The 22,064-nt window shown below is 72.0% G+C and carries 19 protein-coding genes; 8 read left to right on the forward strand and 11 right to left on the reverse strand.

Annotation, left to right across the window (positions count from 1 at the left end):
• The first annotated feature begins 33 nt into the window (after window positions 1-33).
• The 3 genes from KOI35_RS03795 to KOI35_RS03805 are packed head-to-tail and all read left to right on the forward strand — an operon-like array spanning window position 34 to window position 2,763.
• Entirely contained in the window at window positions 34-1,074 is a 1,041-nt protein-coding gene (locus tag KOI35_RS03795; RefSeq protein WP_215784547.1) for an ABC transporter ATP-binding protein, read from the forward strand.
• Between the two features lie 10 nt (window positions 1,075-1,084).
• Window positions 1,085-2,140 carry an ABC transporter ATP-binding protein gene (locus tag KOI35_RS03800; protein ID WP_215784548.1) on the forward strand — a complete coding sequence of 352 codons (1,056 nt, stop codon included), beginning with the start codon at window positions 1,085-1,087 and terminating at the stop codon, window positions 2,138-2,140.
• 2 nt (window positions 2,141-2,142) lie between these two features.
• On the forward strand, window positions 2,143-2,763 hold the full coding sequence (locus KOI35_RS03805) for a carbohydrate-binding protein (RefSeq protein ID WP_215784549.1): 621 nt from the start codon (window positions 2,143-2,145) through the stop codon (window positions 2,761-2,763).
• Between the two features lie 45 nt (window positions 2,764-2,808).
• Here the strand turns inward: KOI35_RS03805 and KOI35_RS03810 are convergent, their stop codons facing one another.
• Together KOI35_RS03810 and KOI35_RS03815 are read right to left on the reverse strand one after the other, a co-directional pair.
• A complete protein-coding gene (locus KOI35_RS03810; protein ID WP_215784550.1) occupies window positions 2,809-3,171 on the reverse strand; it encodes an Hsp20/alpha crystallin family protein in 363 nt (120 codons plus the stop codon).
• Window positions 3,172-3,307: 136 nt separating this feature from the next.
• The gene (locus KOI35_RS03815) at window positions 3,308-3,499 is read right to left on the reverse strand and encodes a cupin domain-containing protein (RefSeq protein WP_281419973.1); all 192 of its coding nucleotides are present in this window, start codon (window positions 3,497-3,499) and stop codon (window positions 3,308-3,310) included.
• On the opposite strand from KOI35_RS03815, the gene dinB reads away from it, so the two are divergent.
• Window positions 3,500-4,693 (forward strand): DNA polymerase IV, encoded by a 1,194-nt coding sequence (gene dinB / locus KOI35_RS03820; protein ID WP_215784552.1) that lies wholly within the window; start codon window positions 3,500-3,502, stop codon window positions 4,691-4,693. It abuts the gene before it with no gap.
• Window positions 4,694-4,702: 9 nt separating this feature from the next.
• On the opposite strand, the gene KOI35_RS03825 is transcribed toward dinB, so the two are convergent.
• A complete protein-coding gene (locus KOI35_RS03825) occupies window positions 4,703-5,077 on the reverse strand; it encodes a hypothetical protein (RefSeq protein WP_215784553.1) in 375 nt (124 codons plus the stop codon).
• Window positions 5,078-5,252: 175 nt separating this feature from the next.
• Here KOI35_RS03825 and KOI35_RS03830 point away from each other — a divergent pair, with 175 nt between their 5' ends.
• Window positions 5,253-5,900 carry a response regulator gene (locus tag KOI35_RS03830; RefSeq protein ID WP_215784554.1) on the forward strand — a complete coding sequence of 216 codons (648 nt, stop codon included), beginning with the start codon at window positions 5,253-5,255 and terminating at the stop codon, window positions 5,898-5,900.
• Window positions 5,897-7,630, forward strand: a complete 1,734-nt coding sequence (locus tag KOI35_RS48765) for a sensor histidine kinase (protein WP_215784555.1) — start codon at window positions 5,897-5,899, stop codon at window positions 7,628-7,630. Before KOI35_RS03830 ends, KOI35_RS48765 begins: the two co-directional genes overlap by 4 nt.
• A 3-nt stretch (window positions 7,631-7,633) precedes the next feature.
• Here KOI35_RS48765 and KOI35_RS03840 read toward each other — a convergent pair whose 3' ends face one another.
• On the reverse strand, window positions 7,634-9,301 hold the full coding sequence (locus KOI35_RS03840; RefSeq protein WP_215784556.1) for a caspase family protein: 1,668 nt from the start codon (window positions 9,299-9,301) through the stop codon (window positions 7,634-7,636).
• Window positions 9,301-9,678 (reverse strand): hypothetical protein, encoded by a 378-nt coding sequence (locus tag KOI35_RS03845; RefSeq protein ID WP_215784557.1) that lies wholly within the window; start codon window positions 9,676-9,678, stop codon window positions 9,301-9,303. Before KOI35_RS03845 ends, KOI35_RS03840 begins: the two co-directional genes overlap by 1 nt.
• A 95-nt stretch (window positions 9,679-9,773) precedes the next feature.
• On the opposite strand from KOI35_RS03845, the gene cobF reads away from it, so the two are divergent.
• Entirely contained in the window at window positions 9,774-10,529 is a 756-nt protein-coding gene (cobF, locus tag KOI35_RS03850) for a precorrin-6A synthase (deacetylating) (RefSeq protein ID WP_215784558.1), read from the forward strand.
• Window position 10,530: 1 nt separating this feature from the next.
• Here the strand turns inward: cobF and KOI35_RS03855 are convergent, their stop codons facing one another.
• On the reverse strand, window positions 10,531-11,046 hold the full coding sequence (locus KOI35_RS03855; protein ID WP_215784559.1) for a hypothetical protein: 516 nt from the start codon (window positions 11,044-11,046) through the stop codon (window positions 10,531-10,533).
• 90 nt (window positions 11,047-11,136) lie between these two features.
• On the opposite strand from KOI35_RS03855, the gene KOI35_RS03860 reads away from it, so the two are divergent.
• A complete protein-coding gene (locus KOI35_RS03860) occupies window positions 11,137-11,736 on the forward strand; it encodes a lipoprotein (RefSeq protein WP_308120771.1) in 600 nt (199 codons plus the stop codon).
• A 56-nt stretch (window positions 11,737-11,792) separates the two neighbouring features.
• On the opposite strand, the gene KOI35_RS03865 is transcribed toward KOI35_RS03860, so the two are convergent.
• The 5 genes from KOI35_RS03865 to KOI35_RS03885 form a co-directional block, all read right to left on the reverse strand.
• The gene (locus KOI35_RS03865; RefSeq protein WP_215784561.1) at window positions 11,793-12,980 is read right to left on the reverse strand and encodes an MFS transporter; all 1,188 of its coding nucleotides are present in this window, start codon (window positions 12,978-12,980) and stop codon (window positions 11,793-11,795) included.
• Window positions 12,981-13,138: 158 nt separating this feature from the next.
• On the reverse strand, window positions 13,139-16,849 hold the full coding sequence (locus KOI35_RS03870) for a patatin-like protein (RefSeq protein ID WP_215784562.1): 3,711 nt from the start codon (window positions 16,847-16,849) through the stop codon (window positions 13,139-13,141).
• A 52-nt stretch (window positions 16,850-16,901) separates the two neighbouring features.
• Entirely contained in the window at window positions 16,902-18,134 is a 1,233-nt protein-coding gene (locus KOI35_RS03875) for a hypothetical protein (RefSeq protein WP_308120772.1), read from the reverse strand.
• Window positions 18,127-19,266 carry a type III PLP-dependent enzyme gene (locus KOI35_RS03880; RefSeq protein WP_308120773.1) on the reverse strand — a complete coding sequence of 380 codons (1,140 nt, stop codon included), beginning with the start codon at window positions 19,264-19,266 and terminating at the stop codon, window positions 18,127-18,129. The genes KOI35_RS03875 and KOI35_RS03880 overlap by 8 nt, the downstream gene beginning before the upstream one ends.
• Window positions 19,259-21,958 carry a putative bifunctional diguanylate cyclase/phosphodiesterase gene (locus KOI35_RS03885; RefSeq protein ID WP_215784563.1) on the reverse strand — a complete coding sequence of 900 codons (2,700 nt, stop codon included), beginning with the start codon at window positions 21,956-21,958 and terminating at the stop codon, window positions 19,259-19,261. Before KOI35_RS03885 ends, KOI35_RS03880 begins: the two co-directional genes overlap by 8 nt.
• Window positions 21,959-22,064: the final 106 nt, after the last annotated feature.

Genomic DNA, 22,064 nt, shown 5'->3' on the forward strand with positions numbered 1-22,064 from the left:
CGTTCCCCGATCCCGCCGCACGAAGGCAGCAGCATGAGCGAGAACACGCACGAGGATGCCTACCTCGAGGTCACCGACCTGCAGGTGCAGTTCCCGACGGCCGACGGCCTGGTCCGGGCGGTGCAGGGGCTGAGCTACTCGGTGCCGCTGGGCCGCACGCTGGCCATCGTGGGCGAGTCCGGCTCGGGCAAGAGCGTCTCCAGCATGGCCGTGCTCGGTCTGCACGACCGCAAGGTCGCCCGCATCTCGGGCTCGATCAAGGTCGGCGGCCGCGAGATCGTCGGCATGAGCGAGAAGGAGCTCGAGGGCTTCCGCGGCGGCGGGGCCGCGATGATCTTCCAGGACCCGCAGTCCTCGCTCCACCCGTACTTCACCGTCGGCGACCAGATCATGGAGTCGTACCGGGCGCACACCAAGGTCAGCAAGCGGGCGGCCAAGGAACGCGCGATCGACATGCTCAACCGGGTCGGCATCCCCAACCCGAAGCGGCGCGTCGACCAGTACCCGCACGAGTTCTCCGGCGGTATGCGGCAGCGCGCGATGATCGCGATGGCCCTGGTCAACGACCCCAAGCTGCTGATCGCGGACGAGCCCACCACGGCCCTCGACGTGACCGTGCAGGCCCAGATCCTCGACCTGATCGCCGACCTGCAGCGCGACTTCGGCTCCGCGGTCGTCTTCATCACCCACGACCTGGGCGTGGTGGCCGAGATCGCCGACGACATCCTGGTCATGTACGCCGGTACGGCCGTCGAGCACGGCCCGGTCAAGAAGATCCTGGCCGAGCCCCTCCACCCGTACGCGTGGGGCCTGCTCGAGAGCATCCCGGCGCTGACCGGCGACCCGCAGCCGCTGCACCCGATCCCCGGCACGCCGCCGAGCCTGCTCGCGCTGCCCAGCGGATGCCCGTTCCACCCGCGCTGCGAGTTCAAGGACCGCGTGCCGAACAATCACTGCACCACGCTGCGGCCCGACCTGATCCCGCGGACCGGTGATCTGGGCCGCACGTCGCGATGCCACCTGAAGGACCCCGACCAGGTCTTCGAGCTCGAAGTCCTGCCCCGGCTGCCGTAAGAGGACCATCATGACCGCAACCACCACCGCCAAGTCCGGGGTCCGCTCGGTGCCCGGTGCACCGCTGCTCGAGCTCGACGCCGTCAAGATGCACTTCAAGACCAAGGGTGAGGGTCTCCTGGCCCGCCGCACCCAGTGGGTGCAGGCCGTCGACGGCGTCGACCTGACCGTCCAGCCGGGTGAGACCCTCGGCCTGGTCGGGGAGTCCGGCTGTGGCAAGTCCACGACCGCGCGCCTGATCACGCGTCTGCTCGAGCCCACCGGCGGTCAGATCCGCTATCAGGGCGTCGACATCGCGCACATGTCGGACCGGCAGCTGCGGCCCTACCGGCGCGAGATCCAGCTGATCTTCCAGGATCCGTACTCGTCGCTGAACCCCCGGCACACCGTCGGCACGATCGTCGGCACCGCGCTGCGTACCCACGAGATGGTGGCCAAGAGCGGCGAGCTGAAGCGGGTGCAGGAGCTGCTCGAGCTGGTCGGCCTCAACCCGGAGCACTACAACCGCTACCCGCACGAGTTCTCCGGCGGCCAGCGCCAGCGCATCGGCATCGCCCGCGCACTGGCGGCCCGACCCAAGATCATCGTGGCCGACGAGCCGGTGTCCGCCCTCGACGTGTCGATCCAGGCCCAGGTCATGAACCTGCTGGAGGAGCTGCGCAAGGAACTCGGCATCGCGTTCGTGTTCATCGCGCACGACCTCGGCGTGGTGCGGCACTTCTGCGACCGGATCGCGGTCATGTACCTCGGCCGGGTCGTCGAGGAGGGTCCGCGCGACTCGCTCTACGAGAAGCCGCAGCACCCGTACACCCAGGCCCTGCTCTCGGCCGTGCCGGACATCGGCGTCGTCCGCGGCACCCCGCCGAAGAACCGGATCCGCCTGGTCGGCGACGTGCCGAGCCCGGTCGACCCGCCGTCGGGCTGCCGCTTCCGTACGCGTTGCTGGAAGGCTCAGGACATCTGCGCCACCGAAGACCCGGCGCTGATCGAGCGGGCCCCGGCCCAGCAGGTGGCCTGCCACTTCGCCGAGCCGCCGGCCGAGTCGATCCTCGCCGAGACGGCCTGACGTTGGTCGCTCCACCGCCCCGGCAATCCGTCTATCGCACCAAGGCCTACCGGGTCCGGCAGCGCTCGCTGTTCGCGCTGGCCGGGCTCGGCCTGGTCCTCGTCGGCTACGGCATCGGCCGCTGGCAGGACTCGCCGGCCCCGGCCGCGGCTCTGCCCCCTTCGAGTGTGGCGTCGTCGGCTGTCCCGTCGGCCGCGCCGACCACCAGTGAGCCGCCCACGCCGACGGTCTATCCCAAGCTGGAGCCCGAGGCGGCCGACGGCAACGTGGGCATCCAGTCGCAGGACACCGAGGACGAGGGCGGCGGGCAGAACGTCGGCTGGATCGCCAACGGCGACCAGTTGCGCTTCGACGACGTCGAGTTCGGGCCGGTGCCCGCGACCAAGCTGGACGTGCGGGTGGCGGGCGACGCCGAGGGCGGGCGGATGGAGATCCGGCTCGACGGCGCCGACCAGAAGCCGATCGGGACGCTGAACGTGACCAAGACCGGCGGATGGCAGAACTGGCGGACCGATCAGGTCGACATCACGCCGACCACCGGCAAGCACACGGTGTTCCTGACGTTCGTCCGCGAGGACGGCAACGAGTTCCTCAACATCAACTGGTTGCAGTTCGTCCACTGATCTCACAACGGAGAAAGCCGCGCTCATCGCGCGGCTTTTCTCTGTCTAGGCGGCTGCTCCGGCCAGGGCTTCCTCGACGACCGGGATGTGCAGGGTCACGACGCCGTTGTCACACAGGGCCTCGAGCCGGTCGGTGTCGAGGCTCTCGGCCTCGCTCAGGTCGACCTCGCGCGTGACCGGGTTGGCGGCCTCGCCCTGGTCCGCGCGACGCTCCGCGCGAATGGTCAGGACGCCGTCGGCGACCGAGACGTCGATGCCGGCCCGGTCGACACCCGGCAGATCGATGTCGACATAGAAGGTCCCGTCGATCCGGTACGCGGCGAGCCGCGCCCCGGAGCTGCGGGTGCTGTCGAACACGCGGCACGTGAGCTGGTCGAGCTCGCGGACCGTCGCGCCGTGAGGCGACATGGTGGTTCCTCCAGGCGGAGTTCTTCTCTGCGGGATCCGAGAGGGGTGTACTCGGGTCCGGTCTGACCAACGAAGATTCTGGCCCCGGGATTCCCCGTTGGACATGACCGCCGTCACGATATGGCCGAATTCTTCGTTACGATCTGTTGTCGTCGAGCCGAAAGCCGTCGAACTCGAAGCCCGGCGCCACCACACCGCTGACCAGCACATATTCGATGCCCGTGGGCCCGGCCGCCGGCCACACCCCGGCCGGGACGAACACCTGCGGGTGGTGTCCCTCACCGACACCCAGAGTGACCGCGCTCTCTTGTATCGTTTGCTCGAACATATGTTCTATAGTGCTCGCGTGGCGATCCTGCATGCCGACCTCGACGCCTTCTACGCGTCGGTCGAGCAGCGTGACGATCCGGCGCTGCGGGGGCGTCCGGTGCTGGTCGGCGGCGGGGTCGTGCTGGCCGCGAGCTACGAGGCCAAGGCGCTGGGCGTCCGCACCCCGATGGGCATCAGCCAGGCCCGGGCGCTGTGCCCGCGGGCCGTCGTGGTGCCTCCGCGGATGAAGGCCTACTCCACGGCCAGCAAGGCGGTCTTCGAGATCTTCCGCGACACCACGCCGCTGGTCGAGGGCATCTCCATCGACGAGGCGTTCCTCGACGTGGGCGGCCTGCTGCGGGTCAGCGGCACCCCGCGCGAGATCGCGGCCCGGCTGCGGGCCGAGGTGCGGGCCCAGGTCGGCCTGCCGATCACGGTCGGCATCGCCGGCACGAAGTTCCTGGCCAAGGTGGCCAGCGCCGTCGGCAAGCCGGACGGTCTGCTCGAGGTGCCGGCCGGCGGCGAGATCGCGTTCCTGCACCCGCTGCCGGTCGAGCGGCTGTGGGGCGTCGGCCCGGTCACCTCGGCCAAGCTTCGCAGCAGCCGGGTCAACACGGTCGGCGACGTCGCCCGCATCGGCGAGGCCGCGCTGGTGTCGATGCTCGGCCCCGGCTACGGACGCCACCTCTACGCGCTTGCCCACAACCGTGACCCGCGGCGGGTCCGGGTCGGACACCGTCGCGGGTCGATCGGCGCGCAGTGCGCCCTGGGTCGCCGGCCGCGCCCGTTCGCCGAGGTCGAGGCCACCCTCGACGCGCTGGTCGACCGGGTCACCCGCCGCATGCGGTCGGCTCACCGGGCCGGCCGTACGGTGACGCTGCGCCTGCGCTTCGACGACTTCGGCCGCGCCACCCGGTCCCGGTCGCTGCTCACGGCCACCATGCAGACCCGCCAGATCCAGGAGACGGCCCGTCAGTTGCTCACCGAGGCCCGGGAACTGATCGCGGAACGGGGCCTGACCCTGGTCGGTGTGGCCGTCAGCAACCTCGACGGCGACGGCCACTACCAGCCCTCGCTGTTCGACGAGGCCGACGACGACCGCCTCGACGTGGCGATGGACGCCGTACGGGATCGGTTCGGCTCGTCATCTCTGACCCGGGCCGCCACCATCGGCCGCGACCTGTCCCCGTCCGTCCCGATCCTCCCCGACTAGGGTCCTGACTCAGTCGCTGACCGGCACCGGGCGGCGCGACGGGACCAGCATCATCGCCACGGAGGCGATGGTGACCACGACGAACAGGCCGACCGCGAACTGCAGGGCCGCCGGCACACCGACGAAGAAGGCCGGCAACGCGGTGAGCATCGAGATGATCCGGGCACCGGCCGCGATCCGCACCGCGCCGCGGCGACCGGTACGCCAGGCCCACACCACGGCCACGAGGGTGATCACGCCGAGGACGGCGTCGATGAGCAGGATCGCGTACGGCGGTCCGGACTCGGCGCCGTCGGGGGTGGGACTGAACGCCGATGCGATGTCGGAGAGACCGAGCAGGAACGCGATGACGAGGCCGGCTTTGTTGACGCGGGAGAGTTCCATGACTGTCGCCTCTTCTTCAGGCCGAGCATCCCCTGCTGGATGCCGATGGGTCGAGCATGGGGCGGGGCGCGTTCCCCCGGCATCGGGTCGCGGCCCCGTCCGGGCGGGAGATGTCCCGGGCCGACCGGGAACTTTCTCCTGGGTCGGTGAGCGGCTCAAGCCCCATGATGGTCGCATGGCCGCCATCACCGTCGTCCTGGTCGACGACCACCCCGTCGTGCGCGGCGGGCTGCGGGCACTGATCGAGTCGTTCGACGGGTTCCGGGTGGTCGGCGAGGCGGCGGACGGCGACCAGGCGGTGCGCGAGGTTCAGCTGCACCGGCCCGACGTCGTGATCATGGACGTGATGATGCCGAACGTCGACGGGGTCGAGGCGACCCGCCGGATCGTCCGCGCCGTGCCCGGCACCGCGGTGCTGGTTCTGTCCATGGCGGACGAGGACGACGTGGTGTTCAGCGCGATGCAGGCCGGCGCCCGGGGCTACCTGCTCAAGGGCGCGGCCCAGGAGGAGATCGACCGGGCGTTGCGGGCCGTGGTGGCCGGTGAGGCGATCTTCGGACCGGGCATCGCGGCCCGGGTGCTGGGACTGTTCAGCCGGGAGCCGGCCGGGGCCGAGCCGTTCCCCGATCTGACGCCGCGCGAGCGCGAGGTGCTCGACCTGGTCGCCCGGGGGCGGCGCAACGCCGCGATCGCCGGGGCGCTGAACCTGTCGCCCAAGACGGTCGCCAACCACCTGTCCTCGATCTTCACGAAGCTGCAGGTCACCGACCGGTCCGCGGCGATCGTGCGGGCGCGGGACAGCGGGATGGGCCGGGCGCCGTGACCACCACGTGGCTGCCCTTCACGGTGGCGCTGCTGCTGCTCGCGGCCGCCGTGGTCGTGCTGCGGCGGCAACCGGCGCCGATCGTCGTGCTGCTCGGCGCGACCGTGGTGACCGGGCTCGCCGCGGCGGTCGTGCGCACGACCGCGGGCCCGGGACCGGTGGCCGACCGGTTGTGGGTTCTCGCCGTCGTGGTGCTGCTCCCGGTCGCGCTCGTGCTGTTTCCGGACGGCCGCCCACCCCCGGGTCTCGGCTGGACGGCCGTCGCCGTGGTCGCCGTCTCCGGTGGCATCGCGGTGCTCTTCCCTTCGCCGTACGCCTTCAGCCAGCTCAGCGAGGTAGCCGCGTACCTGTTGGTCCTCGCCGTTCAATGGTGGCGCTTCGAGCACTCCGGACGCGAGGCCCGGCGGCAGTTGCAGTGGCTGGCGTTGGGCGCCGTGCCCGGCCCGGTCCTCGCCACGATCATGAGCTTCGCCGTCGCCCACGAGGTGGCGGCCGTCGTGTTCGTGGTCGTCTGGGCCGTCTTCCTGATCTGCCTGTGCGTCGGCCTGATCGCGCCCGGCCGGTGGGACGTCCGTGCCGTGATCCTCTCGGTCAGCGTGCACGGGCTGACCGTCCTGCTGGTGACCAGCGTCTTCGCCGCCGTGCTGGCCGGGCTCGAGGCCTTCGCCGGGCCCGGCCTCGACCCGGCGCCGGGCGCGCTCGGACTGATCGCCGCCGCCTGCGCCCTCGGCTACGCGCCGTTCGCGCGACTGTTCCGGCAGATTCTCGAGGTGCTGCTGTTCGGCGCGCGCCGCGACCCGATCCAGGCCGCGTGGGAGGCCGGCGACCGGCTCGGTGACGACCCGGTGCCCGCGCTGCGTTCGCTCCGCGAGTCCCTCGCCCTGCCGTACGCGGCCCTGACCGACCACGCGGGCGAGCCGGTCGCGGTGAGCGGCCGGCCGGCCGAACAGGTCGTCCGCCGGCCGTTGCCGGACGGGGCCGGCGCCCTCGAGGTCGGACTGCGGCCGGGCCAGTTCGGCCTGTTGCGCGCCGACGAACAGGTTCTCGCGGTGCTGACGCCCGCGCTGGCCCAGCTCATGCACGCCCGGCGGCTGCGGACCGAACTGCAGACGTCCCGTACGGCCGTCGTCGAGAGCGTCGAGGAGGAGCGCCGGCGGCTGCGACGTGACCTGCACGACGGCCTGGGCCCCCGGCTGACCGGCATCGCGTACGCGTCCGACGCGGCCGGCAACGTGCTGGCCCGTGACCCCGGACGAGCGGCCGACCTGATCGCCGGGGTGCGTACGGAAGCGGGCGAGGCCATCGTCGAGATCCGGCGCCTGGTCGAGGGGTTGCGACCGCCCAGCCTCGACCAGATGGGTCTGGAACGGACGATCCGCCAGCACGCCCGCCACCTGCTGCGACCGGACGGCCGACCGGTCACGGTGGACGTCCGGGTGCCCGGGCCGCTGCCCGGCCTGGGGGCCGCCGTCGAGGTCACCGCCTATCGGATCGTGGTCGAGGCGCTGACCAACGCGGCGCGGCACTCGGGCGGCGACAGCGCCACGGTCACCCTGCGGCTCGACGACTCGGACCTGGCCGTCGAGGTCAGCGACGACGGACCGTCCCGGGAACCGTGGGTGCCCGGGTGCGGCCTCACCTCGATGCGGGAACGGGTGGAGATGCTGGGCGGCAGCCTGACGGCGGGGGCGGCGACCATTTCCGTACGGCTGCCGCTGCCGCCCGATTGACGGTCAGCGGATCCGGACGTTGCAGTAGCGGCTGCTCAGGTAGACATTCGTGGCGCCCAGCGGGTCCAGTTGCACCGGGCCGGCGCCCTTCTCCTGCACCTTCGTGTCGAGCGTGCGGCCGTCGGAGGCGTCGTGCAGTTCGTAGTCGCAGGAGTTGTTGCCGTGGTCGTCGAGCGCTTCGACGGTGACGAGACCGCTCGCCGGGAAGACGTCGGTGTCGCCCAGCACCTCGGGGACGAAGGGGAGCTTGACCTCGCCCGCGCCGGGGCGGGGCTGGGTCAGGCAGCCGGGGTCGTTCGCGGTCCAGCGGAACTCGCCGGAATCGCGGACCTGCACGGTGACCGGCAGGTAGACATCGGTGGGGACCGCGAGGGGCTGGGCAGCACCGACGCGCTGGACCGTGACGTCGCAGCCGGGGTCGTTGCCCTGGGCGTTGTCCTTGATGGTGAGCCGCCACGGGGACTGTGCGGTGAAGCTCTGCGCCGAGGTCATCACGGCCGGGGGCGAGGCACCGTCGTTGTCGTCGCCGAACTGGGTCAGGGCGAACACCGCGCCGGCCACCACGACTGCGGCGGCGGCCCCGGCGTAGATCCAGCGCCGCCGGTCGGGCGCCGGCGCGGCGACGGGGGCGGCGGCGGGCATGTCGCCGGGCGTGTCGCCGGCCGGTGCGAGCGCGGGTGGGTCGGTATCCGACAAATCGCCGGCCAGGGCTGCGGCGGCGGCCCCGGCGACCGTACGGCTGTCGTCGTTCGCGAGATGTTCCAGCGCCTCCCGGGCCGCGATCGCCATCCCGGCGTGCCGGCCGTGGGCGAGCCGGGCCAGCTCGGTCACGGCACCGGCCCGGATGCTCCCGATCGGATGGTCGATCACCGACTGCAGCTCGGGCGGCAGCGGCGCCGCGCTCGTCACCGGGCGGCTGCGCCGGGCCACGTACAGCTCGCCCTGCATCTCGACGTCACGGCTCGGGGTCTGGTGCGGGTTGCGTTCGCGGACCCGGTCGAAGACGTAGTCGTAGAGCTCGTTCAGCGACACCCAGCCGTCCTGGTCGCGGTCGGCGTCGCCGGTGGCCAGGCCCTCGACCAGCGCCGAGGTGAACACCGAGGGGCGCCGGCTGAGCTCGTCGGAGTCGGCCAGCTGGTCGCCCTCGAACGCGTATTCCATCGCGCTCGACGCCGTGATGACCGCCCGTCCGCGTCCGCCGCCGTGGAAGCTGTCGAACACGTTGACGTCGCCCGCCGCGCGCACCTTCACGCCGGTGCTGAACGCGCCGCCGTAGCAGCAGTCGAGCAGCAGCACGATGCTCCGCGACCGGCTGGCCCGCATGCAGCGCTGCACGAAGTCGGCCGAGACGGCGGTCGAGCCCAGCCGGTTGGGCCGGGTGTTGCGGGTGGCGAAGAACAGTTCGCCCGAGTCGCCCTTGAGCCCGTGGCACGAGAAGTGCAGCAGCAGGACGTCGTCGGGGCGGCTGTCGGAGAACAGGTCCTCGATCTCCTCGCGGATGACGTGCGCGGGTTCGTTGCGGACGACCCGGACGTCGAAGTCGCCGATCGCCGCGTCGCCGAGCACACCGGCCAGCGCCTCGGCGTCGGCCTGGGGCGCGAGCAGGTGGTTCAGCCCCTCGTGGTCGTACGTGTCGTTGGCGACGATCAGGGCCTTGCGCGAGCCGGACATCAGGTGCCGTGCCGGCTCACGAAGAGATCCACCAACCGTTCCTGCTCGGCCACCGACGCCTCGGACAGCTCGAGGACGTCGCCGCCGAGCTCGAGCCGGACCGTGCGCCTGGTGCCGTCGGAACGACCGAGCCATCCCCGTACGACCGTGACGACCGACCGCAGCACCTCGGGGTTCTGCCCGAGCAGCACCAGGATCGCGCCGACCGCCTGCATGTCGAACGCTCGTGTGCCGGGCGGGGGAGCGCCACCGGGCAGCGTCTGTACGTCGTCCACGTCGAGCCGGCGCAGTTCGGCGCGGAGCTGACCGGTCAGCCCGTCGAGCCGTTCCGGGTCGGCGCCGTCCTCGGCCAGGAAGAGCCGCAGTCCCTCACTCATCGATCCACCATGCACCCGCGGTGACGGCGTGGGAACTATCCGAAAGGTGACCCTGCTCCGACGTATCCACCGGCCGCTGAGGCACACTGGTGCGGGTGCGGAAGATCTACTTGATCGGGATCGGTGCCGGCGACCCCGACCACCTGACCCTGCAGGCGGCTAAGGCCATCGGGCGTACGGACGTGTTCTTCCTGCTCGACAAGGGCGAGGCCAAGCAGAGCATGATCGATCTGCGGGAGCGGATCGTGCGCGGCTACTCCAAGCCGAGCCGGCGCATGGTGTCCGGCCGCGACCCCGACCGTGACCGCACCCCGGCCGATTACGAGGGCACGATTGCCGACTGGCGGCACCGGCGGGCCCTGGTGGTCGAGGAGATGCTGGTCGAGCACCTGCGCGAGGACGAGACCGGCTCGTTCCTGGTCTGGGGCGACCCCAGCCTGTACGACTCCTCGCTCGCGATCCTGGACGACGTGCTGGCCCGGGGCGCGATCGAGTTCGAGTACGAGGTCATCCCTGGCATCAGCAGTGTCTCGGCGCTGGCGGCCAAGCACCGCGTGCCGCTGAACCGGGTCGGGCAGCCGTTCCAGGTCACCACCGGGCGGCGGCTGGCCGAGGGCTGGCCCGAGGGCGTCGACGACGTGGTCGTGATGCTCGACGCCCAGCAGGCCTTCACCGCCCACCCCGAGGCGGAGATCTTCTGGGGTGCCTATGTCAGCACCGAGGACGAGATCCTGCGCTCGGGCCGGGTGTCCGACGTGGCCGACGACATCGTCAAGACACGCGCGGACGCCCGGGCCGAACACGGCTGGATCATGGACACCTATCTGCTGCGGCGTCCCCCGTCGTCGTAGGTCAGTAGTTGACCGTGACGCCGACCGTCTTGCACGCGGCCGTGATCGCCTTGCCGGAGGCCTCGTACTCCGGGTTCTCGATCTCGGTCATCGGGCTGGCCGAGTTCGCGACCTCGGCCGCGCCGGCGGCGAACTTCTTCACGGCCAGACCGACCTTGGTCTCGCTGGAACCGGCGGCCTTCTCCAGTTCGGTGCCGAGCCCGCCGAGCACCTTGGCCATGTCGGCGTCGCTGGGCTCGCCCTGAGCCGACTGGAGCAGCTGGATCAGTTCGGCCTTGAACGCCTTGTCGGCCTTGCCGGCGGCGTTGCAGATCGCCTTGTCGGTCGGGGCGTCGGCGGCGGCCGGGGCGGCGTCGGCGGGCGCCGCGTCCGTCGGCTCGGCGGCCGGGGCCGCGCTGGTGGCCGTGGTGGCCGCCGGCTCGGTCCAGGCGGCCGTGGTGTCGTCGCCACCGCAGGCGGCCAGGGTCATGAACGAAGCGCCGATCAGGGCGGTGAGAACGGTGCGCAGGCGAAGCATGGAACGAACCCCCGTACTAAATGAGCTGTCGGCGCGGGACTGTACCCGAGGTTTGAGCAGGATCAAATCAGCCCCTACACTTTCGATCCCGTGAGACTCCGTACCCCTGCCGCAGTTGCCTTTTTCGCGTCGTTTGCCCTGGTCGGATGCCAGTCCGAGGAGCCCGGGAACGCGTCACCAGCCGCCCCGAGTCCGCCGCCGCAGGTAGTGGCTGAGGCGGCCCGGGTAGGCGCCGCGGGCAGCGGCTGCGAGCTTCCCGTGACGTTCGGCCTGCAGGCCTCCTGGCGGCCCCAGGCGGTGACGCTCGGGAAGAACGATCCGCTGGCCTCGCTCGCCCGCCGCGGCACACTGACGCTGGTCTGCGAGATCGACGCGAAGCCGGCCGGTCCGATCGGCTTCCTGCGCGTCTACACGGGGAAGGCGGGTGATCCGCGGGCCGCCCTGACCGGGTTCATCGGGACGTCCGCGAAGGACCCGGTCTTCAGCGAGCAGCGGGTCGGCGACCTGCCGCTGCTCGAGGTGGCCTATCAGGCCAAGAGCGAGCTCGAGGACACGCTCGAGCCCGAGCGGGCGTTCGCCGTGCAGGCCGGCTCGCAGCTGGTCGTGGTGGCTCTCGACAGCCTCGACGGCGACGAGCAGGCGGCCATGCTCCCCGCCTTCGAGCTGGCCAAGAGCAGCCTGACCGAGTAGCGCCCGGCGCAGGCGGGCGCGGTGGGCGAGAGCGAGACGGCGACGGGCGGAACGGGTCATCGCGAAACCTCCGGGAGGAGAGCGGGGGAACGACGAGCGGCCAACGCGAACAGGGCGACGGCGGGAACCACGAACAGACCGGCCACCGAGATGCCGGCTCCGACGGCCCGGCGCTGGGCCACGAACCCGGCCGGCGGGCCCCCGGCCACCTGACCGAGCGCGTCGGCCTGCGAAACGATCGAGAACACGGTGGCCCGGGACTGCGGCTGGGTGGCCGACACGAGCCAGACGTTGAGGATCGGGGTGGCGGAGTCGCGCAGCAGGCGTACGGCCAGATAGAGCCCGACCGCCGCCCACCACTGACCGGCCAGGCCCAGGCCGACCATGCCGACCGCGATGAGCGCCTGCACCACCGCCAGCACCCGGCCGACCCGATGTGGCCGCACCACGTCGATCCATCGCCCGGCCACTCCGGTGACGACGATCGAGCCGAGGGCGGCCAGCATCGCCAGGCCGCCGAAGACCAGTTCGGACGGATAGCGGCCGGTGAACGGCAGCAGGAACGGCTGGCTCAGCCGGTCGAAACCCTCGCTGCTCATGCCGGCGAACAGGGTGCCCGCGACGATGCCGCCGAGGACCAGGCTTCCCCGTACGGCCCGAGCGCCCGCGACGACCAGGCCGCGGGTTTCCGCCGGGCGCCAGTGATTCTCGGTCATGAGCACGATCAGCAGCACCGCGAGGACCAGCGTCACCACAGCACCGGCCACGATGGGCAGTGCGGGTGCGATCGCGGTGAGGGCGACCGCGGCCACGATGCCGAGCAGCCCACCGGCCTGGGTCAGCTGGCCGCCCCGGATGAAGGCCCGGTTGACCAGTTCGGGCGCGATCTCGTCGGCGGCCCAGGCCTCCTCGGCCCCGTCGACACAGACGGCACCGATCGCCCAGATGACATTGGCGACGAGGATCGCGGCGTACGTGGGAAGCAGTCCCCAGACCAGAAGACCGACCCCCATGAGCAGGTAGCCCGCGATCACGGAGAGCCGCCGGCTGTATCGGTCGGCGATCACGCCGGTCGGCACCTGGGCGATGAAGCAGACCGCCTCCATCAGCGTGCCGACGAGGACGAGCTGAAGCGGCGACAGTCCGACGACGGTCGCCTGGTAGATGAGGTTGAGAGTGAAGGCGGTGCGGGACGCGAACGCGCCCACCCCGCAGATGAGCAGGTAGAGCCGATAGGACGACATGCGGAAGCGCTCCGGGATCGGATGAACCCGGTGCCGCTCAACGCGCCGCTGCTGCTAAGAGGGCCATCAACCCGGCAGGAGACGCGGGGCACCGGCGGGACAGGCGATGCCGTACGCAGTTGTCATGCCGCCGATCTTCGGCATCCGCGCCGCCCGCGTCAACCCATTTCCGGTGCGGTCAGTTTCCGGTCGATCGCCCGGCTGATCCGCTGCCCGGCCCGGGTCAGTCGCAGCGTCCGGGCGTCGTCGGTGCACAGCAGGTAGCGGTAGGCCCGGCCGGTGTACTGCAGGCGCAGGATCAGCGCCTCCTCGGTCGGGCGGGGCGGGGGCGCGCGGTAGATCTGCGGGGTCGCCTCGCTCACCAGCGTGCGCCCGATCCGCCGGCACGCGCTCCACGGCGCGAACCAGGGGACGACCAGCATCAGCACGGTCGCGAAGACCACGGCGGTGACGGTGGCCGCGATCATCCACGGTTCGGTGTCCCGCCAGGTGTCGGCCTTGGCCCAGCGCACCAGGGCGATCGCGGCGAGCAGGAAGACCACCGCGTAGACGATGCTCCAGCCGGCGGCGCTGCCCGAGGGGTGCACGGTGAACTGCGTCCGGTAGGCGCCGTCGGTCTCCACCCAGGTGCCCAGGCGCCGGCCGAGCACCCAGGCCAGCCCGATCATGACGACCAGCACGACGCCGGTGGTCAGGGCGGCCCCGACGACCAGGTCAGCCGGTTCCTGGTCGGCCAGCCAGCCGGACACCGCGGGCACGCCGAACACGATCGCGGCGGCCAGTGCGGCGACGACGGCCGCTCCGACCAGCATCGGCCGGCGCCGGGACCAGGCCCGGACGAGTTGACGCCGGAAGACCACGGCCGGGCTCGGCGGCACCGCGGGCAGACTGCCCAGGATGATCAGGGACAGGGCGGCCACGGCCACCAGCAGCACGACCGAGGCGCCGCGCTGAGCGTCCTGGCCCTTGTTGCCGACGTCGGTCAGGGCGTAGACGACGAGCGGCACCACCGGCGCCAGCAGCACCACGCCGTGCAGCATCGTCCCGGTGCGCAGCGCGCCGTAGGCGAACGCACCGAGCAGGGCGCCCGCGCCGGCCGCGGCGGCCGGTCCCGAGGCCCACGCGGGCAGGCTGCCGAGCAGGGCCAGCACGACCAGGAAACCGCCGAGGCTGAAGCCGAGCAACGCCAGGAACTTGGCCACTCCGCCGCCGCCGGTGACCCCGCGGATCGCGAAGTAGGGCAGCAGGGCCGCGCCCCGGACGGCCCGGGTCACCGGTTTCAGGACGGGCAGGCCCGACCGGCCACTGTCGAGCACGGTCACCGCCACGCTGGCCGCCTCGACCGTGGTCCGCAGCAGCCGATCGCTGGCCGCCTCCTCGCCGAGCGTCTCGTGCCCGATCCCGGCCCGGTCGAAGGCGGCCAGCGCCTCGATCCCCAGGGCGGCCGGCGGATCGGGGCGGCTCAGCGTCTCCAGCAGCTTCTCGTTGGCCGACAGGAACTGCACGCCGCGGGAGCGGGGGTTCCCGCCGTCCTTCTGGTCGGTCCGGATCGCGCGGGCCAGCGGCGGCAGCTCCTCGGCGGCGATGCCCGCCTGCACCGACCAGATGGCGAAGTCGGCCACGGCGTGCAGGGCCGCGGGCAGGCCGTCCGGGGGCACGTCGGGACCGTAGATCGGGATCAGCTCGGCGATCGCGTCCCGGCGGAGGCCGACCAGCTGCGGCGGCACTCCGCCCGCGAAGGTGCTGTCGATCCGGTTCAGGAGCCGCTCGGCCAGGGCGGCCGGAGCGGTGCCGGGGAGGCTGCCGTCGAGGATGGCGATCCGCCGGAGCCGGGCCGGGTTGAGCAGGATCCGGCACAGCGTGGCCGCCGCGTCCATCCGCCCCCAAGTCCAGTCGTTGACCCGCCACGACTGCTTGAGGAAGCCGCCGAAGCGGGACAGAGCGAGCCCGGCCCCCTTGTCGGCCGGGGTCACCGAATACCTGGCGAACGGGTTCGACGTCATCAGGCTGACCTGGATGAGATCGACCGCCTGGGACATCCCGGTCTCGGTCTCCTCGGCCAGACAGGTCGTCAGCACCTCGAGCGCCAGGAGCCGCGCGAGGATCCGGGTGACCTGGTCGGGGAGGTCCCGCTCGGCCGGGACGGCGTCGGCGGTCAGCAGGTCGCGCCACGGGCCGAGCTCGCCCAGGGTGATCTGGTCGGGGCTCAGCGAGCGCAGGATCGGCTCGGTCAGCGCGACCTTCCGCGCGATCTCCTCGACCTGGGCGCGGACGGGTTCACCGATGACGGCCGGGCCCAGCATCTTGTCGCGATAGGCGTCCAACCTCTTCCGCCAGTACGCCTCGTCCGGATCGCCGGCCGCCTCGGTGTCCCACGGCCGATCCAGCTCGACCCGCAGCTTGCGCACGTGGAGCCGGTCCTCGAACAGCTTCGTCCGGTTCTCGCTCACCCGCTGGGCCGGGTCGGCGACCACCCAGGCCAGTCGCGAGTAGAGGTCGAGCGCGGTCTCGGCCAGATGCTCGGCCGTCGTGATGCCCCAGGCCCAGCCGGTGCCGCCGGTCATGATCGCCCGCGCGCACTCGGGCACCGGGGCCTGTGGCAGATAGGGCAGGCCGGGTCCGTACGCGGTCTGGGCCCGCTCGGCACACACCCGGGTGCGCTCGTAGGGCCAGTCCCGTGCCGGTGGCACCCGGGCCGCGAGATCCCGGCTGGCCCGCCGGATCCGGAGTTGCTTGTAGAGCTTGTCCAGCCGGTCGGCGGTGTCGTAGAGGTCTTCCGGGCCGCCGTCGAGGGAGGCGAGAAGCTCGTGCCGCCCGGTCCGCCGGGACGCCGCCGCCCGGTTGTGCCGGTCGATCTCCTCGACGAAGGTGCGGCTGCCCTGGCCGGACAGGGCGCCCAGCAGCAGGCCGGACGACTCGAGCACGGTCGGCATGTCCTCCGGCCGGTCCGGGGTCTCGTCCGCGGTGGCCGACGCGTGCGGATAGACCAGCAGCATCACCCGCCGTACGGGTCCGCCGCCGGGCAGACGGTCGACCGCTTCCAGCGCCTCGCGGGTCGGGGTGTTGGCCAGCAGCCCGCCGTCGACCGCGAACCGGGACCGGTCGTCGACCCCGGGATCGGCCCACGAGGCGACCGCGCTCATGTTGGGCCGGCCGAGCCCGGGCGGCGTCGCTCCCTGGTGGACCGGCACATAGGACGGTTCAAACGCGAACGGGAACGACGCCGTGCTGCGGGCGGCCAGCGCGAGCCGGTCCACCGTCTCGTTGATGCACTTCGGGTCGAAGTCGGTGGACTGCTCGACGCCCGGGGGCACCGATTCCTTGCTGTCGTGGCGGAAGTGGAACCGGCCGGTGTGCACGCTCTGCGGCAGCTTCTGCCCGAGCGCGTCCACGCTGACCGTCTGCGCGCCGTGCAGCAGGGTGGTGGTGATCGTCAGGTCGACCGGCCGTTTCTCCGGCGGGCGCCGGCGATAGTCGGACGCCAGGCGCTTGAAGGTGGCCCGCAACTGCGGCAGGAAGTACTCGTCGCCCTGCAGCAGCGAGACCGGCGAGCCGCGGAACGGCGTACGCAGCAGGGCGTCGATGTCCCCCTGCTCGGCCCACAGCTCGCGGAGTTGCCGCAGGTCGGCCGTCTCGTTGATCTGGGCCAGAGCCAGGGCGGCGCCGTTGATGCCGCCGGCCGAGGTGCCCGAGATGACGTCGGCGCGCGCCTCGGCCCCGACCAGATCGAGCAGCGCCGCGTACGGGCCGTCGCGGCGGGTGACCCGGTCGATCTCGTGCACCGCCCCGCCCATCCACACGGCGAGACTGACCCCGCCGTTGAGCACGACCGCGAACCGGATCTCTTCCTTCGGAATTTCGACCGTCATCGCCCGACCTCCTGTTTCCGCAGGTTATGACCACGGCGGGAGGGCGGCGGCGCTATGTCGCGGACTGGACAGGGTCGGTCCTCCGGAAGAGGTGCGGGGCGACCGTAAGGGCGGCCCACAACAGCAGCGTGATGACGCCCAGGATCAGGGACGCCGCGCTCGCGGCCAGGCCGATGGCGGGGGCGGCGTAGAGCATCGGGAGCAGGCGCACCGCGACGGCGCCGCCCAGCGCGCGGACCGAGGCGCTGTAGGCGAGGTCGCGGGTCACCGACTCGGGCCGGGCCTCGACGGCCACCCGGGCGTCCATGTCGCCCTCGAAGGCGGTCTGGCTCAGGCCGGCCGCGAACTGGGCCAGCAGCACCAGCGGGGCCCAGTGCGGGGCCAGGATCCAGCCCGCCAGCATGCCCAGGCCCCAGAGCGACCAGCGCAGCACGGCGGGCAGGTGCAGCCGGCCGAGGGCGGTCACCGCCCGGGTGGCCAGCAGGGTGCCGGCGCAGAAGGCGATGGCGGCCACGGCCACCCACCGGTCGCCGTGGAGTTCGGCCGTGACCGGGACGGCCAGCAGGGCCGGCCCGGAGGCGAGCAGCATGACGCCGGCCCCGGCCAGCAGCAGGCGGGGCTGGGGGAGGCGCCACGTGAAGGACACCGGCACCGACGGCGCCGGTGCGATCCGGGCCCGGCGCGCCACCAGCACCGTGGGCAGCAGCGAACCGAGGTAGACGACGAACACGGCGATCAGCAGCCCGCCGGTCGGGTAGCCGTGCGGGCCGACCGGCAGCAGGGCGGCCAAGGCGGTACCGGCCGCTTCCACGCCGGCGATCGAGACCGCGTACCGGGTCATCGAGCGGGCCGATGAGTCCACCGCGGACACCTCGGCCCGCATGCCCGCGAACCCGGCCCAGGCCGCGACGTGCTGCACCGCGACCAGCACCGCGATCAGCCACGCGGGCCAGCCGGCGATCAGGCCGAACAGCGTGCCGAACCGCAGCATCACCTCGATGCCGGCCGCGCCGCGGAGCAGCACCCGGCCGTCCAGGTGACGCGCCAGCCAGCCGGTGACCGGGGCCGACAGCACGACGCCGACCAGCATGGCGGCGTTGTAGAGCGCGGCCTCGGCCAGCCCGCCCCGGGCGGTGGCGATGAGCACCACCAGCGTCCAGCCCAGGGCCAGGCCGAACGAGTCGACCACGCCGGAGACGAGCAGCTCGCGCAGCCGCCCGGCACGACGCATGCCGCCGGGGCCCGCGCGACGGCGGCCCCGGCGGGATACGCGCGGATCAGTCACGCGTGAAGAGCGGCGTGGGTGGGGGGAAACCGTTGAAGTTCGACGCGTACGCCAGGGTGTAGCCCCCGGTGCTGCCCAGATAGATCACGTCGCCGGTGGTCAGGCCGTCCGGCAGCAGGATCCCCGCACCGATGGTGTCGGTGCTGTCGCACGACGGTCCGGTCAGCGTGTAGGGAACCAGGTCGCCGTCCCGGCCCGCCCGCACCGGGAACGACCACCCGCCCGGCGTCTGCAGCACCTCCATCAGGCCGTTGTAGGCGCCCACCTCGAGATAGAGCCAGTTCTCGTCGCCCCGGAACTCCTGCCCGATCACGGTCGCCGCGAGCACGCCGGCCTCGGCCACCAGGTTGCGCCCGGGCTCGGCGACCAGCAGCGCCGGGCGGTAGGGCAGGGCGGCGATCGCCTCGGCGGTGATCGAGCCGATCCGCTCGATGCCGGGCACGTCTTCGGTGTAGCGGGCCGGGAACCCGCCGCCCAGGTCGAGCATCTCGAGCCGGATGTCGTCGTGCCGCAGCCGGTCCATCAGCTTGCCGGCCATGTCGACCGCCTCGGCCCAGGCGTCCGGGCGCACGCACTGGGATCCGACGTGGAAGGTGATCCCGTACGGGCGCAGCCCGAGCCGCTCGGCCAGCAGCAGGAGGTCGTACGCGTCCTCGGTGTCGGTGCCGAACTTGCGGGACAGCGGGAAGACGCTGGAGTGGTCGTCGACGCGCAGCCGGACGTAGACGGCCGCGCCCGGCGCGTGCTCGGCGATCTTGGCCAGCTCGCCCGGGGAGTCGAAACTGAACCGCCACAGGCCGGCCGCGTGGGCGGCCGCGATGTGCGCGGGCGGCTTCACCGGGTTGCTGAACAGCACGTCGGCCGGGTCCACCCCGATCGCCTCGAGCACGCGCAGCTCCCCGAGCGAGGCGATCTCGAAACCGGCCCCCAGGTCGTCCAGCGTGCGCAGCACCTCGGGGGACGGGTTGCACTTCATCGCGTAGTGGACCCGGACGTCCGGCAGCGCCCGCCGGAACGCCGTGTACCGGTCGCTCACCGCGCCGAGGTCGGTCATCAGGTAGGGCGTCGGCAGGCCGAGCGGCTCGAGCCGTTCAGGGGACAGCGAGGCGGGCATCATGGTCTCCTCAGGCACGGGCGGCAGCGCCCTCGACGAACAGCCGCCCGGCCTCGCCGGCCGGCACGGGACGCGAGAAGTAGTAACCCTGCGCGAAGTGGCAGCCCATCTCGCGCAGCGCGGCGAGCTGGCCGAACTCCTCGATGCCCTCGGCCACGGTGTCCATGCCGAGGCTCTTGCCGAGCTGGACGATGGTGTCGGCCAGCGCGGTGTCGTCGGTCAGGGCGCCGAGCCGCTCGACGAACGAGCGGTCGATCTTGAGGGTGTCGACCGGGAACCGGCGCAGGTAGGCCAGCGACGAGTAGCCGGTGCCGAAGTCGTCGATGGCCAGCGTGACGCCGAGCGCCTTGAGGCGTACGAGCTGCTCGAGGTTGTCGTCGGTGTCGGTCATCAGCACGCTCTCGGTCATCTCGAGGCACAGCTGGTCGGCCGGCATGCCGGTCTCGGCCAGGATGTCCGCGACGACCTCGACCAGGTCGGCCCGGTCGAACTGGCGTACCGACACGTTGACCGCCATCTTGACCGGACGCCCGCCGGCCCGGCTCCACTCGACGGCGTGCCGGCACGCCTCGCGCAGCACCCATCGGCCCAGCGGCACGATCAGCCCGGTGGCCTCGGCGATCGGGATGAACTCGGCCGGCGGGATCAGGCCGCGCTCGGGGTGCTCCCAGCGGGCCAGCGCCTCGAACCCGATGACCTCGCTGGTGGCCAGGTCGATGGTCGGCTGGTAGTGCAGGTGCAGCTGCTTGCGTTCGAGCGCCAGGCGCAGGTCGGCCTCGAGCTCGAGCCGGGCGACCAGGCCGGACAGCATCTCGGGGTCGTAGCTGGCGTAGCCGCTGCCGCCGGCCGACTTGGCCTTGTACATGGCCAGGTCGGCGTTGCGCATGAGCTGCTCGGCGCCGTCGGCCTCGCCGCCGTCGAGCAGTCCGGCCGCGGCCAGGCCGATGCTCGCCTGCACGTGGATGTTGCGGCTGTCGCTGGCGAACGGCTCCTCGAGCACGTCGATGATGCGCTGCGCGACCTGCTCCGGATCCGTGCCGTCGGCGGGCGCCGAGATCAGCACGGCGAACTCGTCCCCGCCGAACCGAGCCACAAGATCGTTTTCCCGTACGGACGCACGCAGCCGATCGGCCACCTGAACGAGCAACTGGTCGCCGGCCAGGTGTCCGAGACTGTCGTTGACCTCCTTGAACCCGTCCAGGTCGAGGAAGAGCACGGTGACCTCGCCGTCGGCCGGCCTGTCGCGCAGCGCCTCGCCGACCCGCTCGCGGAACAGCGCCCGGTTGGCCAGCTGGGTCAGCGCGTCGTGGTACGCCTCGTGGACGAGCTGGTCCTGCAGCTCCTTGCGCTCGCTGATGTCGCGGGTGTTGAGCACCAGGCCGGCCACGCTGGGGTCGCTCAGCAGGTTCGTGATGGTCATCTCGGCCTGCCGCACGCGGCCGTCGCGGTGCTGGACCGAGAGCTCCAGCACCGTGGTCGCGTACGGGCGGCCGGCCACCTGGCGCAGCGCCTGGGCCAGCCGCAGGCCGGACTCGGGGTCGATCAGCTTGGTCAGCCGGCGGCCGTTGAGCGAGCGGGCCGGGTAGCCGAAGACCCGCTGCACCGACTCGCTCTGGTAGAGCACGTCGGCCTCCGGGCTGACCACGGTGACGACGTCCGAGCTGTGCTGCACGAGGGCGTGGAACCGCTGCTCGCTGGCGAACAGGTCGGCCGTCCGGGCGGCGACCCGGGCCTCGAGCGTCCGGGTGAGGTTGCGGTTCTCGCGGAGCGTGAGCAGCTGGCGGCCGACGATCAGCAGGATCAGGGCCGAACGGGTGTAGGCGACGAAGATGTTCGTGTGGCCGGTGGTGGCGTACCAGATCACCGACGTGAACAGGGCCGCGAGCACCGCCACGTACGGGAGAAGGATCCCGATCGGCTGCGCGCTCTCGTCGACGGTGGCGGTGGCGGGTTCCTCGGTGCGGCGGGCCGGCACGAGGGCGGCCAGCAGGATCAGCGAGAAGCCGGTGAACCAGCCGATGTCGGTCGGGCCGCCCGAGTTGTAGGCGTCGAGCAGGTTGAGATAGGCGTACGCGATGTCGGAGACCGCGAAGGCCACGATGCCGATGCCGACCAGCGCCACCTGATGGAAGGTGCGGCCGTTGCGGCGCTGCTGGGCCAGCATGTAGAGCACCATCGTCACGATCACCACGTCGCCCAGCGGGTAGGCCAGGCTGACGTAGAGCGCGAGCCCGGCCTTACCGCCCTCGAGCAGCGGCGAGACCACGAAGATCCAGGCCATCAGCACGAGCGAGGCCGCGACCATCAGGCCGTCCAGCACGCTGCGCATCCGGCTGGCCAGCGCCTGGGCGCGGCTCGGCAGTACGAGCAGGCCGGCCGAGGTGAGCACGATCATGCCGAGGTAGCCGAGGTCGGCCTCCGAGGGCAGCGGCACCTCCCGGCCGACGAGGCCGTACCAGCAGGCCACCGCCTGGCCCAGGCCCCAGCTCAGCACGCCCAGCCCGATCAGGCTCCAGCCCCAGCGCATCCGGCCGGTGAAGCGACGCCCTCGATAGAGGCACGCGACGGCGGCGGCGATCGCGCCCAGGCACAGACCGAAGTTGGAGACGGCCAGCGTGAAGCCGGGTCCGCCGGCGCCGGTGCTGAGGATGAACGCGAAGGCGATGACTACCGCGCCGACGAGTCCGCACAGGCGGGTGCTGGCTGTCATCAGACGTGTCTCCGGTTCGCCGGGGGCTGGTAGACCGAAGATCGGGAGCCCGGCGCCGGACCTTGAGGAGGGTCACGGGTGCAATTCGGTTGCCAACCCATTGACG

It is taken from the genome of Paractinoplanes bogorensis, assembly GCF_018829635.1.
GTDB classification, from domain to species: Bacteria; Actinomycetota; Actinomycetes; order Mycobacteriales; family Micromonosporaceae; genus Actinoplanes; species Actinoplanes bogorensis.